General features: G+C 35.1%; 13 protein-coding genes and 1 tRNA gene. 5 read left to right on the top strand and 9 right to left on the bottom strand.

Going from position 1 to position 18,074, the window contains the following annotated elements; all coding sequences use genetic code 11:
• The first annotated feature begins 15 nt into the window (after positions 1-15).
• The 4 genes from IWX83_RS08420 to IWX83_RS08410 all read left to right on the top strand — a co-directional run bounded on the left by IWX83_RS08420 (position 16) and on the right by IWX83_RS08410 (position 5,370).
• Positions 16-948, top strand: coding sequence for a transglutaminase (locus IWX83_RS08420; RefSeq protein ID WP_196829005.1), 933 nt, complete (start codon positions 16-18; stop codon positions 946-948).
• Between the two features lie 136 nt (positions 949-1,084).
• Positions 1,085-1,237 (top strand): hypothetical protein, encoded by a 153-nt coding sequence (locus IWX83_RS17195; protein ID WP_231379889.1) that lies wholly within the window; start codon positions 1,085-1,087, stop codon positions 1,235-1,237.
• Positions 1,238-1,270: 33 nt separating this feature from the next.
• On the top strand, positions 1,271-3,343 hold the full coding sequence (locus IWX83_RS08415; RefSeq protein WP_370568404.1) for an acyl-CoA dehydrogenase: 2,073 nt from the start codon (positions 1,271-1,273) through the stop codon (positions 3,341-3,343).
• A gap of 551 nt (positions 3,344-3,894) precedes the next feature.
• On the top strand, positions 3,895-5,370 hold the full coding sequence (locus IWX83_RS08410) for an FAD-dependent oxidoreductase (protein ID WP_370568405.1): 1,476 nt from the start codon (positions 3,895-3,897) through the stop codon (positions 5,368-5,370).
• A gap of 1,180 nt (positions 5,371-6,550) precedes the next feature.
• Here IWX83_RS08410 and IWX83_RS08405 read toward each other — a convergent pair.
• Both IWX83_RS08405 and IWX83_RS08400 read right to left on the bottom strand, forming a co-directional pair.
• On the bottom strand, positions 6,551-8,719 hold the full coding sequence (locus tag IWX83_RS08405) for a TonB-dependent siderophore receptor (protein ID WP_196829001.1): 2,169 nt from the start codon (positions 8,717-8,719) through the stop codon (positions 6,551-6,553).
• A gap of 985 nt (positions 8,720-9,704) precedes the next feature.
• A tRNA-Val gene (locus IWX83_RS08400) sits at positions 9,705-9,782 on the bottom strand.
• A gap of 212 nt (positions 9,783-9,994) precedes the next feature.
• Here IWX83_RS08400 and IWX83_RS08395 point away from each other — a divergent pair.
• Entirely contained in the window at positions 9,995-11,779 is a 1,785-nt protein-coding gene (locus tag IWX83_RS08395; RefSeq protein WP_196828999.1) for an ABC transporter ATP-binding protein, read from the top strand.
• Positions 11,780-12,202: 423 nt separating this feature from the next.
• Here IWX83_RS08395 and IWX83_RS08390 read toward each other — a convergent pair whose 3' ends face one another.
• From IWX83_RS08390 to IWX83_RS08360, 7 genes are all read right to left on the bottom strand, one after another.
• Positions 12,203-13,159, bottom strand: a complete 957-nt coding sequence (locus IWX83_RS08390; RefSeq protein WP_196828997.1) for a stage 0 sporulation family protein — start codon at positions 13,157-13,159, stop codon at positions 12,203-12,205.
• Between the two features lie 77 nt (positions 13,160-13,236).
• Positions 13,237-13,569, bottom strand: coding sequence for a lipopolysaccharide assembly protein LapB (locus tag IWX83_RS08385; RefSeq protein WP_196828995.1), 333 nt, complete (start codon positions 13,567-13,569; stop codon positions 13,237-13,239).
• A 184-nt stretch (positions 13,570-13,753) separates the two neighbouring features.
• Positions 13,754-14,164: a BrxA/BrxB family bacilliredoxin gene (locus tag IWX83_RS08380; RefSeq protein WP_196828993.1), complete on the bottom strand. Its 411-nt coding sequence runs from the start codon at positions 14,162-14,164 to the stop codon at positions 13,754-13,756.
• A gap of 121 nt (positions 14,165-14,285) precedes the next feature.
• Positions 14,286-15,164, bottom strand: coding sequence for a lipoyl synthase (gene lipA / locus IWX83_RS08375; RefSeq protein ID WP_196828991.1), 879 nt, complete (start codon positions 15,162-15,164; stop codon positions 14,286-14,288).
• A gap of 187 nt (positions 15,165-15,351) precedes the next feature.
• A complete protein-coding gene (locus IWX83_RS08370) occupies positions 15,352-15,930 on the bottom strand; it encodes a NifU family protein (protein ID WP_196828989.1) in 579 nt (192 codons plus the stop codon).
• A 57-nt stretch (positions 15,931-15,987) separates the two neighbouring features.
• A complete protein-coding gene (locus IWX83_RS08365; RefSeq protein ID WP_196828987.1) occupies positions 15,988-17,082 on the bottom strand; it encodes an Mrp/NBP35 family ATP-binding protein in 1,095 nt (364 codons plus the stop codon).
• Positions 17,083-17,115: 33 nt separating this feature from the next.
• Entirely contained in the window at positions 17,116-18,048 is a 933-nt protein-coding gene (locus IWX83_RS08360; protein ID WP_196828985.1) for a WD40 repeat domain-containing protein, read from the bottom strand.
• Between the last annotated feature and the right edge of the window lie 26 nt (positions 18,049-18,074).

The raw sequence follows: 18,074 nt of genomic DNA, 5'->3' as shown, positions 1-18,074 counted from the left end.
GTTTTTATCTTTGCTATGATAAAAATAAAAAAAATTAATTTTCAAGGTCTAAAACAGCAATTTCAGGTAAAAAAACCCTGGGATGACGTTATTATTTTTGTCCTGAATATTTTGATTGCAATCCCCGTTTTTATCATTGTACATCAAAATCTAATCAATCCTAATTGGTTTCTAAATATTGATAGAGTAGTACTTTTCATAGTAATGGTAGTTGTTATTCAAATTATTCTACGCTTCCTACGAACCATTATTATCTTTTGTATTATCTTGTATGTATTGGTATTATTTTATGGCTCAACTATTGGTAATTATGGGTTTAACAGTGTTTTTGAAGATTACAATTCAATACTGTATACAATGTCCGATAATCCATATCCACAAGATATTATTATTGCTAAACTACTTCCATTTCCCAATAAATCAAAGATTATAAACGCCATAGAATATCAAAATCCAAAAGTTAGAAATTTTGCTATTATGGCTACCTCAAAACATTTTAAAGATGTAAAAGGATATTCTGATTATCGAACTATTATACAGTGCTTCGCCGTTTTCAAAGAGATCAATAGCAGATGGAATTATGTCAGCGACCCAAAAGCCCGTGATTATATTGCTACTGCTACAGAGTCATTACTTTATTTTTCTGGTGACTGTGATGATCATTCCATTTTAATGGCGGCCACAATCAAGTCTATTGGTGGAACTCCCAGACTGATTCATACCACGGGACATATTTATCCCGAAATATTAATAGGATCTTTGACTGATTTAGAAAAAGTAAATTTTCTAATTAAGAATGTTTTATTTACAGCCGAAAGTAGCAACAAAAAACTCTTTTATCATGTTGACGAGCGAGGTCAAATATGGATGAACCTTGATTACACGGCTACCTATCCTGGCGGACCTTTTTTGTCTGAGGAAATTTTAGGAGCACTAACATTAGATTAATTTGGTGTCTTTTTTGTTTAAATAATTAGAGCTATTTCCTTCAAAAATTATAATTATACGAGCTTTCCGTACCCTTAGTCGTTAATTTTCGCTATCTTAACCAAACTTAAAATTCTTAATAAATTTAATGTTTACTATGGAAAATTCAAAACTCAAAGCCTTTATCCCCCATTTATATCTTGTATGGTCAGACGATCTTTTAAACCAAAAAGAAGTAGTGACGCTGCAAGAGTTTATCGTTTCTCAGCAATGGCTTACCGCAGAAGAAAAGAAATTACTTCTTTCATAGCTGACCGTTTCTGCGCCTCCAGCTAGAGAAATTGTGGCTGATTGGCAAAGACAAATCGAAACTATTCTTCAAGAGAATACCTCCGTTAAGTCTATTTTTGATATTTCTATTTTGCTTGCTAAAAATGATCAAATTTTAAACAACCTCAGACCTGCTTTTGTAAAACTCGAAAATGATTTAGGAATCTCAGGCGAGGAAGCGATGACTGATTTCAAAACGGTTGCAAAGACTTTTACTTCAGATTATGAAACAAACTCTGGATTTGAAATAGAAAAATTAACTCAAATACTAGATGGAAAACAAGCTGCAATTATTAAGAAGGTAAAATCAGTTATTAGCAGACCCGAATTTGCCTATGAAACTTCTACAAATACTGCTGTTTATCGTGAAAAAGTTTATGAATGGTGTAAAATACTCGCAGCAGAAAATTTAGGGAATATGGCTTATCCGAAGCAATATGGCGGTGGCGAAAATATCGCCGATTATTTTGCTATAATGGAAACATTGAGTTATCACGATTTAAGCTTAGTAATCAAGTTTGGTGTACAATTTGGACTTTGGGGAATGAGCGTTCAATCTTTTGGTACAGAAAAGCATTATAGTAAATACTTGAAAGATATTGGTTCACTCCAACTCCCAGGTTGTTTTGCTATGACGGAAACAAATCACGGTTCTAATGTCAAAGGAATGGAAACGACTGCAACCTACAATCATAAAAACCAAACATTTACTATTCATACACCGCACGAAAAGGCACAGAAAGAATATATTGGCAACGCAGCAGTTCATGGACAAATGGCTACTGTTTTTGCAAAATTAATTATTGGTGAAATAGATTATGGGGTGAATGCCTTTATCGTTCCGCTTCGAGATACCAACAGTACAATTTTAGAAGGAATTACTATAGGTGATTGTGGACTTAAAATGGGACTTAATGGAGTCGATAATGGAACTATTCGTTTTGATAATGTAGTGATTCCAAAAGAAAATATGCTAGATCGATTTGCCTCGATTAATGAAAAAGGCGAATTTGAAAGCCCAATTCCTAGCGACAATAGACGCTTTTTTACCATGCTAGGAACTTTGGTTGGAGGCCGAATTGGGATTCCTAGATCTGCTTTGGCTGCAGCCAAATCTGGCTTGACAATTGCCATTAAATACAGCGACAAGCGCAGGCAATTTGGCCCAGAAGGAGGTTCAGAAGTTCCCATATTAAATTACCGCATTCATCAACGCAGACTTCTACCGTTGTTGGCAAAAACGTATGCAACCCATTTTGCTTTGCAATACGTTACGAAGCGTTTCATTGATAAAAACGAATCTGAAATGCAGGAAATTGAATCCCTTGCTGCTGGCATGAAAGCCTACTCTACTTGGAATACTACTGCTGTTTTACAAGAATGTCGCGAAGCTTGTGGTGGTAAAGGTTATTTATCTGAAAATCGGATTGATGCCTTAAAAAATGACACCGAAATCTATACTACTTTTGAAGGAGACAATACTGTATTAATGCAATTAGTAGCTAAAAACCGTTTGTCAGAATTTCGAAAATCATTTGGCCAAATGGATGCTATGGGTATAATCAATTATGTTTATGAAAGTGCTAAAACAGTTATTTCTGAAAAAAATCCAATTGTAACCCGAAAAACCGAGGATGCTCATTTAATGGATGGTGAGTTTCATTTGGAGGCTTTTCAATACCGTGAAAAAACGATTTTGGCATCTGCAGCAAAGCGATTAAAAAAACTCATTGATAGCGGACTTGAACCTTACGATGCCTTTAATGTAGTGCAGCATCAAATGATTGATGTGGCTCAAGCCTATCTTGAACGAATTGTTTTAGAGCAGTTTCAAGAAGCCATTCAGACCATAGAAGATCCGAAGAGTAAAAAAATATTGGTAAAATTATATCAACTGTATGCACTTTCACAAATTGAGAAAAACAAGGCATGGTATCTCGAGGACGGTTATATGGAAGCTGTAAAAACAAAAGCCATTCGCAAAATGGTCAATCAACTTTGCTGGGAAATTAGGCCAGATGCTGTTTCTTTGGTAAAAGCATTTGATATTCCTGACAGTTGTCTTGCTGCGCCAATTGCATTTTAAGTCTATAGTTCATCCGTAAAGGGGAAACGAAAAGACCAAACATAGCTTATCGATTTCTTGACAAATTTAGGGGCCCTTATGAAACTGTTCATGCAATGATTTTTCAGGATTTGTAAATACTTTCAGTATATAATAACCAAGGTAAGAGAAAAGTATTCTAAAGTTTATACATACATTTTTAAAATTCCAACAAACACTGCATCAATAGATTCAAAAACAGTTTGACGCTGGTATTATCTGTCTTTACCCTATATAATGAGGCTATTAAAATCATACTAGGTACTGCTATTATTCTGTTTGCTTTTACAACTTGTCGTTTGCAACTTTTTAGTCGGCAATTCCACCTTAGTTTTGTATTAGTGTCCTTTTGCATTAAATTTGCTTAATTATTATCACAAGCGGCAAAAGATTGAAAAAGATTAATTTCTCTCTTTAATTTAATTAGAATTGATGAAAGTCATCAACGCTACATTAAAATGAGACTCAGCATCTATTATATTGGCTACGTTTTTTTTATAGAGGAAGTCAAAGTAAAATATTTTAAGGAGAAAGTGAAAAAAGAAAAAAATAAAGAAACAAGTTGGACTATTTGTCAAGAATGTCAGGGACGCGGCAAAAAAAGTAGAGGGCTTAGCGATAAAGCCCGACGCAACTACCAGATGGCAGTTGAAAATTTTGAAAAGTCGTCTGAAACAGAGGTAGCTCCAGCTCTACCTAAAGCCCACCTCTACACTTGCGCAAACTGCGGCGGATCTGGGTTAATTCCATCTGCTAATCATCCAGTTGTGGATAAAGAAAAATACCCACACGTTGCTATTATTGGCGGTGGTATAGGAGGAGTGGCCTTAGCTGTGGCTTGCTTGCACCGTGGGATTCCTTTTACACTTTATGAACGTGATAGCAATTTTGATGCTCGATCACAAGGCTACGGGCTAACATTACAACAAGCCAGTAAAGCTATCGAGGGATTAGGTATTTTCTCATTGGAAAAAGGGGTAGTTTCAACAAGACATCTCATGCACACGACGGAAGGAAAAGTTATTGGGGAATGGGGTGTCAGAAAATGGATGCAGTCCGATAAAATAACGACTGCCAAACGTTCAAATGTGCACATTTCAAGACAGTCTTTACGCTTTGCGCTACTCGAGCAACTAGGCACTGCTAATTTTGTTCAGTGGGGACACCAATTAATAGATTTTAAAGAAACTGAGGATGAAGGTGTTAGTCTAATATTCCAAGTGAACGGCGAGGTGAAAAGTGCCAAAGCCGATCTTGTAGTGGGAGCAGATGGAATTCGTAGCGCCGTGCGAAAGATACTAATTGGTGACGATGACACCCCTTTACGGTACCTCGATTGTATTGTAATATTAGGTATTTGTCCATTAGCTGCGCTTGAAGGTCTTGAAAGTTCTTTATTAGACTCTGCCACGGTATTTCAAACTGCCAATGGCAATGAGCGAATCTATATGATGCCTTATGATTTAGAATCGGTGATGTGGCAACTTAGCTTCCCAATGAGTGAAGAAGAGGCAAAGATCTTAAGTTCTAAAGGACCTCAAGCACTCAAGGAAGAGGCTTGCCGTAGAACGCAGTGGCATAAGCCCATTCCTCAGATTGTAACAGCAACTCCAGAAACTCACATTTCTGGTTATCCTGTATATGACCGCGAATTACTAAAATCAGAATTGTTAGAAAAAGGAGGCAAAGTCACTTTGATTGGAGATGCCGCTCACCCCATGAGTCCATTCAAAGGGCAAGGGGCAAATCAGGCACTACTGGATGCACTTACGCTGGCTCGAGGAATAGCAAAAGGATGTGGGGTCTTGTCACAATGGAGAGAAAATGGAGTGAGGAAAAGTGTATTAACTGAGTTTGAAACAGAAATGTTAGAACGAAGTGCTTCAAAAGTAAAAGATTCAGCTGCCGCTGCAAAGTTTATACATTCCATAACTGTGCTTCATGAGAGTGATGAGCCCAGAGGCAGATCTTTAAAGAAAAAAGATTCCGAACAAGAAAAGGTTGAATGATGATGAACTTTTTTTAAATAACTTTTGAGTCAAATAAACTACAAATTTGCGCTCTTTTACAAGGAAGATCTATTTCAATTAAAAGACAAAAAGTAGCTTTTGCACTGCGGTAAATTAAAATAAAAACTAATTATAAAGATTTGAATTTTAAACCTACTAGAACTCTACATCGACTTTTTAACTATTCCTGAAAAATAAAGGCATAAAAAAACTCCATTATTTCTAATGGAGTTTTTTGTGGGCTGTCAGGGACTACAGTCGAACAATTGATACCCATTTTGACTTTTTTTGAAAATTTAAAGTAGTATAAATGTTAAAACAAAATCGTCATTGTCTTCCAATGGCGTTGTTTGTCTTACTGTCAAGTGGATAGACTTCAATTGTAAACCTTATGCAACTTTTAATGTTTTTGAACATGCCGAATATACAGGTTTAAAATATTAATTTTAAAAAACTTAATTTTTTTTTAAATTCTAGTAGTATTAGTTGCGCTAATGATTTTGGCAATGAACTCTTCGTAAAATGACAATTTTAATTTGAAACCTTTAATTGTTAATTTTGAAATAATATTAGCAGATCGAAACCTCAACATAAATCACCTAAACTTATTTTTTCCTTTATTATACGAGAGTACTTGGAATTTAGAGGAACAATAGCTAGGAAACTTTAAACTTTGGTTTTTTATATAGAGCATTACTTGCCCATTGTTAAAAAAATATTTAATTAAATTAGAATAGTATTAGCCGATTTTAGTATAAAAGGGAGTGTAAGTGATTGCTGTAAGTACGGATGATAAAAAGATTACACATTTACCAATAATATTTTGGGAGTTAAAAACTGTATTTTGTTTGCAACCTTGATTTAAAAATAGTAAATAATTGTAGGTTGTTCATTAGTAAAGGGATAAATAAGGGGAGGCTGATGTGTTTGGCGAACCAAAATAGTTTCTAAATGATAAGAATAAAGACACCTACTATACAGCAATCAATAGTAATCCTTGGTTAGTAGCAATTTACCTATATTTGTAAAAGCTGCATATTTTATTACAGAGTCAGGATCCCTTACTCTAGATGAGATGCTTTAAATAACATTCAATTACGATGTAAATTTGTTTATCAAGAAAAACCTCCTTTATCATGCGATATAGGAGGTTCATAAATATACCGTATTATTTAAAATTTTAGATTTTAACTTTAATTCCCGCATTTACCACGAAGCCGTCAAGCGGGGCAAAAATATCTTTAAACAAAGGTTTTGAAAGTGTCCCTGTATAGATGCTACCAAATCGTGTTTGACGCGTATCAGTAAAGTTTTCGAAATTTGCGTAAATCGAAAAGTTTTCCCATAATTTTTCTATCATCACTCCAAAAATCCAATAATCACGAGAAGTGGAACCATCAGTTAATTGTTGCGGACTGTAATAATAGGCCTCTAAACCAACTTTCCATTTGTCTTCGACCTCATACATTAACACATTATTTAAACGGTGCTTGGCTGTTAATGGATTTCGAGATTTATTGCCATTATTTTCGACCGTGGCATCAGTGTAGGTGTAGCCAATGAACAATTTAAAGTCTTCATAACTGAGTTTTAGATTAGTTTCAGTACCCTTAGTGTTTAAATTTCCGTCTACATTTAAAAACTGAAAAGTGTCGTTTGCCAGAGGCGTCAATATTAAAGGATTATTAACTTTTGTATAGAAAAATAATTGGTTTACAGATAGTGACAGTGCATCTGTAATATGTGTTTTGTAATTTACATCAAAGTTGAAACCAAAACTTTTTTCGAGTTTGTTAATATCGCTATTTATTGGTAAAACGTTTTGATATTGTATAGATTCACTTTCTTCAGTAAAAATCGTAGGTGTTTTGTAACCCAATCCACCACCAAGTCTAGAGCTAAGCTTTGGACTAATTCTAAACAATGCCGCTGCTCTCGGTAATAGTGAGAAGCCATATTCATGTACGTAATCACCTCTAAATCCTGTTTCTAGATGCAACCAATCAGTTGCTTTTACCGTGTTTTGAACAAAGGCGCCATAGGTGATTTGATTATAATCTCTTTCGGGAAATGCACTTTTCTTTTTCTCCTTGAATTCATCAGTATACAAATTGGCTCCTGCAATCCATTGAGATAATTCCCCATTGTTTACATAGGTAAATTCAGAAAAAGTACTAGTTTGAACCCCATCAAAAAGATAGTCAGGGATTGTAATCACACGGCTGAAATTGTTGATGCTGTTTTTTACGATAATAGATTCTCTGTCATTAATTTTATGAGAAAGCGTGAATTGAGTGCTCACTCTTTGTGTTTTATTTTTTTCGAAATAGCAGTCGGGAAAATCACTACGATTTTTAATATAATCAATGTTTCCACCTATTCTATCTTCAAAAACGGTATTCACACCAAAGTTCAATTCAGTTTTATCATTAAGGTATAAAAACAATTTTGGATTGAAGTTATAGCGTTCGAATTTTGGAATAGCGGTTAGTTTAATATCAGCAGGATCGTAGGCTGCGTTGCGGTCATGAGAAGCAAAAATAGTCAATCCTATTTTATCAAAACGTTGTCCGTAAAATCCGTTTATGTCGAGACCACCAGCAGAAGTGCCGTTTAATAAAAAGCGTAATTCTCTTTCATCTTTAGGCGTTTTAGAAACTAAATTTACCAGTCCAGCGATTGCTCCACCACCATACAATGTAGAGGCAGAACCTTTTATTATTTCGACTTGCTTTAAATCTAATGGAGGCGTTTGCAACAAACCTAAACCGCTTGAAGCACCAGAATAAACTGGAAAACCATCCTTTAAAATTTGGGTATAACGCCCATCAAGACCTTGAATTCGAATAGAGGAATTTCCTGAAGTAGCCGATGTTTGCTGCGTTTGTATCCCCGTACTCTCATTCAGCATCATTCGGATATCACCAGGCTTCATGTTGGCTTTTTCCTCTAGCTCTTCACCAGCGATAAATTCGACTCGTGTAGGAATGTTGTTGATCGTTCTTGTTCCCCTGGTTGAGGTGATGATAATTTCGTCCATCTCTTCAGCTGTACTTTTCATGAAGACAATTACTTCAACTGTTTTTAAAGGGACTTGAATTGTTTTATTTTCTACTACGTATCCTTCTAGTTGAAATGACATAAAGTACATAGCTTCGTCTAGGTTTTCAAATGTAATTATCCCTTCTGCATTCGAATAAGAAGTTAGTGATTGTGCCTGTATAGTGGCTCTAACCGCATTTAGTGGCAGCTTAGAATCTATATCCTTAACAGTGATTTTGAGGCTATGCTGTGCCTGAGCTGTGCCAATAGTTGCTATTGCCACAAATAGTGAAATATATTTAAACATTTTTATTTCTTAATATGAATAATTTTTTTAGCTAATACTTGTAGTCAGCTGTTTTTGAAGATTATAAATAAAAAGAAAATTTAGGTGGTTGCCAAATGGCACCGTTAAAAGAAGAATTTGTAATAGTAACTATGTCAATATCATGCGTTTTGTCACTATTAACAGAAAAATTTTTTTGAGCTTTGGCTACAGTAGCTGTACTCATAGCAAAACCCACGCAGCTACCACAAGTGTAAAAGGGAGAGCATTTGTGAGATTCTTTTTCGCACTTTTTATCTAGCATACACTTAGAATTGCTTTCAAAAGCGCTGCAAGGTACGGTTGATAATAATAGTACCAAAAATGATAAAAGTATACTCCAAGTTTTCACAGTGCAAATTTAAAAATAATATTTGTGAATAGATTATTTTTTAGCTTCAAATTTTAAGAGGTGGTGAATTAAATAATTTTTGGATTAAGAAGTTATGAAAAGAAGAATTTCTACCGCTCGAAAATTAATATGAAGAGCAACATTAACAGTAAAAATACTAACCTAAAAGCTTTAAAATTAGTAGATATAAACTTATACTATACATCATGAAATGGGCTTAATTTTTGTATTTGCCACACGGTTTCTGAATGGCGAATGTATAGGTAAGCACAGTCTAGAAAACATGTAAAAAAACTTTAATAAGTTTTCCAGCAATTTAGGCAGGACATTTGACCCAAATAAGGAAGAGGAGTGGTTTGTTTTAGAACAACTAGAAAATGTTTGTGCTGAAAATCAGTTCAATGCAGAAATGTTATCATATAATGCCAGTAAAATGGAGGAAAAAGGATATCATATATATCCAAAAAAAGAGGGTACTTTTTCAAGTATACCTCAAAGTGTGCTGTCTGGAGTACAATCAAACACGTTGTACCTGTTTTAACATTTTTTGAAATTTTAAAGTAGTATAATTATAAAAAAATAACGCCAATGTCTTCCATTGGCGTTATTTGTCTTTGGTGGGCGATGAGGGGTTCGAACCCCCGACCCCCTCGGTGTAAACGAGGTGCTCTGAACCAGCTGAGCTAATCGCCCTTCTACAATTTAGTAACTTTCGTTTCTGTATTGCGTGTGCAAATATACACTTAGAATCCATATCTGCAAACACTTTTTTAAAATAAATTATTAAAATTTGCGATAAATCTTCTTTCTTACTCTTTAACAGCATTTTAAATAAAAGATGAAACTGAATGATTTTTTTGTATTGACTTCGTATAGTCTTACATTTGTCCCATAAATAATAAATAATGGCAAGATTCAAAGAAAATGATTTACCCAAATCAAAAATTACAGCTACTTCTCTCAATAAAGCACTAATTATTTTTAAATATGCTGGTAATCATAAATGGAAATTTTATGTTGGTTTAGTTTTTCTACTCTTTACCGGTGCGACTGCCCTAGCCTTTCCTAAATTGATGGGAATGCTTATAGATTGTGTAAAAAATAGAGATATGTCTCAAGCTAATTATATTGCGCTTGGTTTAGTTGTCATATTATTTATGCAATCCATCTTTTCTTTTTTCAGACTCTATTTATTTGTAAATTTTACCGAGCATACGTTAGCAAACCTGAGATTGGCTTTATACAGTAATTTGGTAAAACTTCCGATGTCTTTCTTTTCGCAAAAACGAGTTGGAGAATTAAATAGCCGTATTAGTTCTGATATAACCCAAATCCAAGACACACTAACTTCTACAATTGCTGAGTTTTTAAGGCAATTTATTTTAATTATTGGAGGCGTTTTTTTATTGGCAAATGAAAGTATCAAATTAACACTTTTAATGTTATCTGTTGTGCCACTAGTTGCCGTTGCAGCAGTAATTTTCGGTAGGTTTATTAGAAAATATTCCAAAAGTGTTCAAGATAAAGTTGCTGAAAGCCAAGTTATAGTTGAGGAAACGATGCAAGGAATCTCTATTGTTAAGGCTTTCGCCAATGAATGGTATGAAATTGCTCGTTACAATGGCAAAATTAAAGAAGTCGTTGCCATTGCTATAAAAGGAGGAAAATATAGAGGGTATTTTGCGTCCTTTATCATTTTCTGCCTCTTTGGTGCCATAGTCGCAGTTGTTTGGTTTGGCGTTCGTTTAAGTATTAGTGGTGAAATGAGCGTTGGACAATTAATTTCATTTGTCTTATACTCTACTTTTGTTGGAGCCTCGTTTGGTGGAATTGCTGAGCTTTATGCCCAAATCCAAAAGGCAATTGGAGCCACAGAGCGTGTATTTGAATTACTAGATGAATCGCCAGAAAAAATTAATTCAGTTCAAAATGCAGCGACTCAAAAAATAAAAGGAGATGTAACTTTCAAGAATGTAAAATTTAGTTACCCATCCCGTAAAGAGATCAAAGTTTTAAAAGACGTTAATTTCACAGCTAAATTTGGTCAAAAGATCGCTATTGTTGGACCAAGTGGGACAGGAAAATCAACAATTGCTTCATTATTATTGCGTTTTTATAATGTTGATAGCGGAGAAATATTAGTTGATGGAAAAAACATTTACGATTTTGATTTGGAACAACTTCGCGGAAACATGAGTATCGTTCCTCAAGATGTAATTTTGTTTGGTGGAACGATTAAAGAGAATATTGCGTATGGAAAACCGGACGCATCAGATGAGGAAATTCTTTTAGCAGCAAAACAAGCTAATGCTTTTACTTTCATCGAAAGTTTTCCTGAAAAATTTGAAACGCTCGTGGGCGAAAGAGGAATTAAATTGTCTGGTGGACAAAGACAACGTATTGCCATTGCAAGGGCATTACTCAAGAATCCAAGTATTTTAATTTTAGATGAAGCAACTTCTTCTCTAGATAGTGAAAGTGAAAAATTGGTTCAAGAAGCGTTAGAAATTTTGATGCAAGGAAGAACAAGTATTATTATAGCGCATCGTTTGTCAACCATTCGCAGTGCGGATCAAATTTTAGTTTTAGACAATGGTAAAATTTCAGAGCAAGGAACACATCAGGAATTAATTGCCTTAGAAAATGGAATCTATAAAAATTTGAGTAATCTACAGTTTAGTAATTCTTAACCTTTTCATTAACCCTCTCCAAAAGAGAGGGAGTTGTTAATTCTACAATTTTAAAAAGCGCTAATTAGTCTGGAAATCAGAATTAATTAGAAATACGATACCTTCGATTTTAAGTAGCAATTAGACCATGAAACTAAAAAAACTTAGCTGATGAATGGGTTGTAACATCGTATTGCTGATTTATATTTTATAAAAATACCGATTCAATAATTATCTCTGTTAAAACTGAGTTTGCAATAAAACACTCCGTGTGGGCGCGATGGTGAATTTCATTTAGTATCGTTTCATCTGGAATGTAATCTCCTGTAAAGGTTATTTTTGGTCGTAGATGGGTATGATCATAATTTTAAAAGATAAATTGTCTGAATCATTTTTCCAACTTAAATTAACTTTATGTCCTGCCGCAGTAATTTTTTAAATTTATTATTCTGGTTTGCGTTTCTTATTTTTAATATGGTGCTTTTTAAGCTCACTCCCCTTAGTATCAAAACGAGTTATACTATCCTGACCAACAACATTTACATAGGATAGAGGCTTTACAACTTCAGGCTTTTTTTGTGTTTGTACCTCATCGTGCCAAGCATCCGATTTGATTAGTTGATTATTTTCGCTTTCATCATTGATGTAGCATTCAAATTTATCCCCTTGTCGCTTATATAATGAATTTTTTTTGTGAGGACCTACCCAAGGAGAATCGGTTTTAAAATTAGTTGACCAGGTTTGGCAACACAAATAGCTTCCACAAGGACCAATATCGCCAATTCGATTTGCTTCTTCACGCAACCCAATTTGACACATCTCTATCCGCACATGAAAGGCTTCGAAAAGGCATTTAATTAACTCCCTATAATCCACACGTCCTTCGGCGGTGTAATAAAATGTGGCTTTAGCTTTATCACCCTGATAATCTACATCGGTTAGTTTCATTGATAAACCGAGCTCTTTGGCTATCACGCGTGCTTTACACATCGTATCTAATTCCATTTCTTTGGCACGTTTCCATTTAGTTGCATCATAGGGAGTAGCTTTCCGTTGAATTTTTTTAAAGATATCTTCCTTATTTACATTTTTTTTCTTGAGCTGCAAGCTTACCAGTTCACCAGTTAAGGAAACATGCCCAACATCATAACCACCCTTATTGCCATCAACTACAACTAATTCTCCATTTTTTAAATCTATGTTTTGATGATTAAGATAAAATTCCTTTCGGGATCCTTTAAATTTTATCTCAATAATAGTGTAAACTTTATCATCAAGTGGTACAACAATATCCGATAGCCAGTCATATACATCGGATTGGCTGCTACCATAGGTATAAACTAAGTCGTTACTTTTGATTCCACTTAGAACAGAAGGACCTTCTGTTGAATAATTTTCCATAGTATCCTATATATTAATTCCCTTTCGAGAGTGTATGAAAGTTTGAAATGTCTATTTAATAAAAGAAGGAAAGATAATCAAAATTCGTCTTCATCAATCCCTAGAAGCATATTGTAAACTTCTTGTAATTCCAATAACGTTTTTTTATTCCCCATTTTTTTGGCAATCTCAATTCCTCTTTTATAAGTTTCAGCTGCTTTGTCTACTTCATTCAGCGACTCATATAATTTCCCCAATTGATAATAACTCGCTACATAATTTTCATCATCCTTTATCAATTTCAAAAAGCAATTTACAGCGGTATCATTTTCTTTAACCAAAACATATTCTAATGCCAATGCGTATTTCAGAAAAGAGTCGTTGCTATCTTCCTTTAAAAATTCCTGTAATTGTTCAATTCTATTATTCATTATTTTTTTTTTGGTGAAAGTAGTAACCACAATAAAAAATCTTTTGTAAAATAATTCCAAGCCCAGTTGATGAATACAATTTGCTTATTTATTACATTCCAAATAACATTTAATCTTTAAAAATGCTAAACGATCAATCGGCAATTATCGCGTTAAAATTAGAAGCTATTTTTTTCTTTGTTGATTAACAATACTCCTCATAAGCGGCCTTTAGGTTTTCGGCAATCATTGCTCCCGACTTTCCTTCAATATGGTGGCGTTCTACAAAATGGACTAATTCTCCGTCTTTGAATAGGCCTACACAAGGCGATGAAGGAGGAAATGGGAAAAAATGTTTGCGTGCTTCTGCAGTGGCTTCAGTATCGAAACCTGCAAATACAGTTGTGATTCGGTCAGGGCGCTTGCTTGCGTCCAATGAAAGTTTTACTCCCGGTCGTGCGGCACCGGCAGCACATCCACAAACTGAATTGACAACTACTAAAACGGTACCTTTTGAATTAATGGCAGCTTCTACTTGCTCAGCGTTGCGCAGGTCTTCAAAACCAGCAGATGTAAGTTCTTCCTTCATTGGTATTACTAATTGTTCTGGATACATAGTGTGATATTTATAATTTAAAATAAAATTCAAGGTTTTAAAGAGAACCCTCATAAACTCTGTGATTTTTTTAATTTAAAATAGGAATCATTCGAATGAATAATCAATTTAAAACCATTGGTTAAAAAATATGCTTTTCAGCATGATAGGAAGAACGAACCATAGGGCCACTTTCCACATAACGAAACCCTTTTTCGAGACCTATTACCTTATATTTAGCAAATACTTCAGGGTGAATAAATTCTACAACCGGCAAATGTTTTGGTGAAGGTTGCAAGTACTGCCCCATTGTTAATACATCGCAGCCTACTGCACGTAAATCATCCATTGTTTCATAAATCTCCTGTTCGGTTTCTCCTAATCCAAGCATAATTCCTGATTTAGTTTTCATTCCGGCCTCTTTCAGTCGTTGTAATACCTCGAGGCTTCGATCATATTTTGCCTGCACACGAACCTGTTTTGTTAACCTGCGAACCGTTTCTGTATTATGAGAAACGATGTCTGGATGTGCATCTATAATACGTTGTAGGTTTTCCCAACTGCCCATAAAATCGGGGATAAGCGTTTCAAATTTTGTTTCAGGACTCACTCTGCGAATCGCATTAATCGTTTCTACCCAAATAATGGAGCCGCCATCTTTTAAATCATCACGGTTAACCGAGGTAATTACGCAATGTTTCACATTCATGAGACGCACAGATTCTGCTACACGCTCTGGTTCTTTTAAATCAACCGGCAACGGACGACCGGTAGCCACATTACAAAATCCGCAGGAACGGGTGCATATATTTCCTAGAATCATATAGGTGGCGGTACCTGCTCCCCAACATTCGCCCATATTAGGACAACTGCCGCTTTCGCAAATGGTATGTAATTTATGAGTAGATACGATTTCTCGAACCTTTTTATATTCTTCGCCCATTGGCAGTTTCACTCTCAGCCAATCTGGTTTGGTTTTATACCTTGGCTCTTCTACTATTTTAATATCGTTATGTAACATTTTTAAAAAAATTGGGGATTATTAAAATAAAAGCAACCCTTTTATTTTTGGTTCCGGTTAAACATTTGTTCTATCCTATACTAAAAAAAGGGGTAAAACGGTATAATATATTAGTTCGTCATTTATATTGTTAAGTGATAATCGCGTAATTTATACTGTATCTATTACTGTTGCCGTGGTATAGCTGTTATGCGGTTTCCGTAACTACATTTTTCACTTCGGGAAGCATTTCCCGCAGCATGTTTTGGACACCCATTTTCAAAGTAGTATTGGTTGAAGGACAGCCGTGACAAGAACCTTTGAGCATCACGGTTACTGTTCCGTTTTCGAAAGATTTAAAATTAATGGCGCCACCATCTCCTTCAACGGCTGGCCGAATATATTCATCAAGAATTGAAATTATTTTTTGTTCAATATTCCCAGAAATGTTTACCGGTACTTCTGATTTTTCTTCAATTAATTCGCCATTGAGAAGAGGTTCTTTTAGGGCAAGCTTTGCTTTAATTAGCTCCTTAATTTCCGGTATTACCTCATACCATTCAAAGCTTTCGTCCTTGGTTACGGTAATAAAATTGGAAGTAATAAAAACGCCTTTTACATAAGGAAGTTCAAATATTTTTGTGGCAAGAGGAGAAATGGCTGCCTTTTCTTTTGTGCGGAATTCAATACTTTCTCCTTCCTCATCGATTAACAAAAAGGTCAGTACAAATTTCATTGTGACGGGATTAGGCGTCATTTCGGTATAAATGGAGATTGGTGCGTTCATTTTTTTATATTTATTTAAACTTTTATCGAAAAAAGGATAGGTGTTATTTTATTGATCTTACCATTTAACATCTGCCACTTGAGCTGGTGCTTTTGCATTTTGTATAGACACTTGTTGTGCCACTTTACGTGCCATTTCCATGTAGGCAATAGCTTGGGGTGTGTTTTCCTGCAGCACAGCGGGGCGACCTAGATCACCAGATTCACAAATATTTTGTACTAATGGTATTTCTCCCAACAACGGAACTTCTAATTCTTCGGCAAGTTTTTTTGCTCCATCTTTGCCAAAAATATAATAGCGTTTCTCCGGCTCGTCGGGAGGACTGAAATAGGCCATATTTTCTACAATGCCTAAAACGGGTACATTTATCGACGGTAATTGAAACATTCCAACTCCTTTTTTGGCATCAGCCAAAGCCACAAATTGAGGAGTGCTTACAATTACAACTCCGTTCAAAGGAACGGCACCAACCAGTGATAAATGAATGTCGCCAGTTCCGGGAGGTAAATCAATAATCATATAATCTAATTCCCCCCATTCTGCTTCCTGAAACAATTGGACAACCGCTTTTGATGCCATTGGTCCACGCCAGACTAGCGCTTGGGAAGTATCTACAAAAAATCCTATAGATAATAATTTGACACCAAAACTTTCTACGGGAATCATTTTATTTACACCATTAATCGCTTTAATTTGTGGCTTTGCATCCATCACATCAAACATAATGGTTTGTGAAGGTCCATAAATATCAGCATCTACTAAACCAACCGATGCCCCAAGTTTTACCAAAGCCAAAGCCAGATTTGAAGCTACCGTTGATTTCCCAACACCACCTTTACCAGATGCTACTCCTATAATATTTTTAACATTTGGTAACAGAGGTCCACCGCTTTTTCGAGAGGAAACATCGGAAGTCATTTTCACATTTACATTCGCTTCTTCATCTATAAAATGCAAAATCGAATTTACACAAGCCTTGTGAATCAATTCTTTCATTGGGCAGGCAGGTGTTGTAAGTACTACGGTAAAACTCACGTTTTTACCCTCTACTTCTAAATCCTTGATCATACCAAGGGTTACCAAATCCTTTTTTAAATCAGGATCTTCGACATTTTTTAAAGCTTCTAAAACTTGTTCTTTTGTAATATTCATTTTGGCCTCCTTTTATTTCTTTAATTTTTTGTTCTAAAAACTATTTACTTCCCGTACCATAACCAATCTATCATCACCTACAGAAACCAAATAGTTATTACAAGTACTCCAAATCAATTTATTTACCGAATGTGTATGAGCATCAAAATTTTCTTTGGTGATGCGTTTTAATAATTGAAACGTTTTTGCATCCCAAATTTTGATGGTTTTATCACGGCTGGCAGTGGCAAAAAGTGTAGCATCGGGACTAAATACGATATCGTAAATTGCCCAATTATGTGCAGGAATTGACTTTAGTAAATCATAATTTCCTACTTGCCATATGTTTAAATGTGCATCTCTTCCTCCAGTCAAAAGAAACTTACCATCAGGGCTGTAACGCACAACATTTGATGCAAGTCCATGCCCAATAAAATCTTTTTTATAATCCAATGTATGCAGGTCAAATACAAGAATATTACAATCCCCTAGTGCAACCGCTATTTCGGAAGTGGTATAATTAAAATCAATGCTGCGTACTTTTTCCTTGGATAGTTTTTTCATTTTAATCAATGACAAAGTATCGAGTGAGCAAACGGCAAAATTACCATCGCCACCGGCTGTATAAAAGCAATTGGTTTCTAAGGAATATTTGATATCAAAAATCGGTGCCGTATGATGTTGCAGCATTTTTATTTCTTCTTTTTTCTCTAAATCAAGGATGTGAATACTTCCGGTTGTTGTTCCCGCAAGCAATAATTTTTTTTCAGGAATATGACAAATAGCATAAACAGCAGCAGGTAAAGATGCTGAAAATTTTTCGGCTTGCAGAGTTTCTAAATTCCATAATGCGATAAACATATCGCTACCCGCTGTAAAAACAGTGTTGTCAGATATGCCTTTATCCATCGCATATACACAGCCGCTGTGGCCAGTAAGTGTTGCGATATGTTTTATACCAATGTTTATTTTTTTTATTGTCTCCATTTTATTTTGTTGTGCTGTTTTTCTTG

This window comes from Flavobacterium sp. CG_9.1, assembly GCF_015751645.1.
GTDB classification, from domain to species: domain Bacteria; phylum Bacteroidota; class Bacteroidia; order Flavobacteriales; family Flavobacteriaceae; genus Flavobacterium; species Flavobacterium xanthum.
Note: the sequence above shows the minus strand (reverse complement) of the source record. Positions and strands in the feature narration are given on the sequence as shown.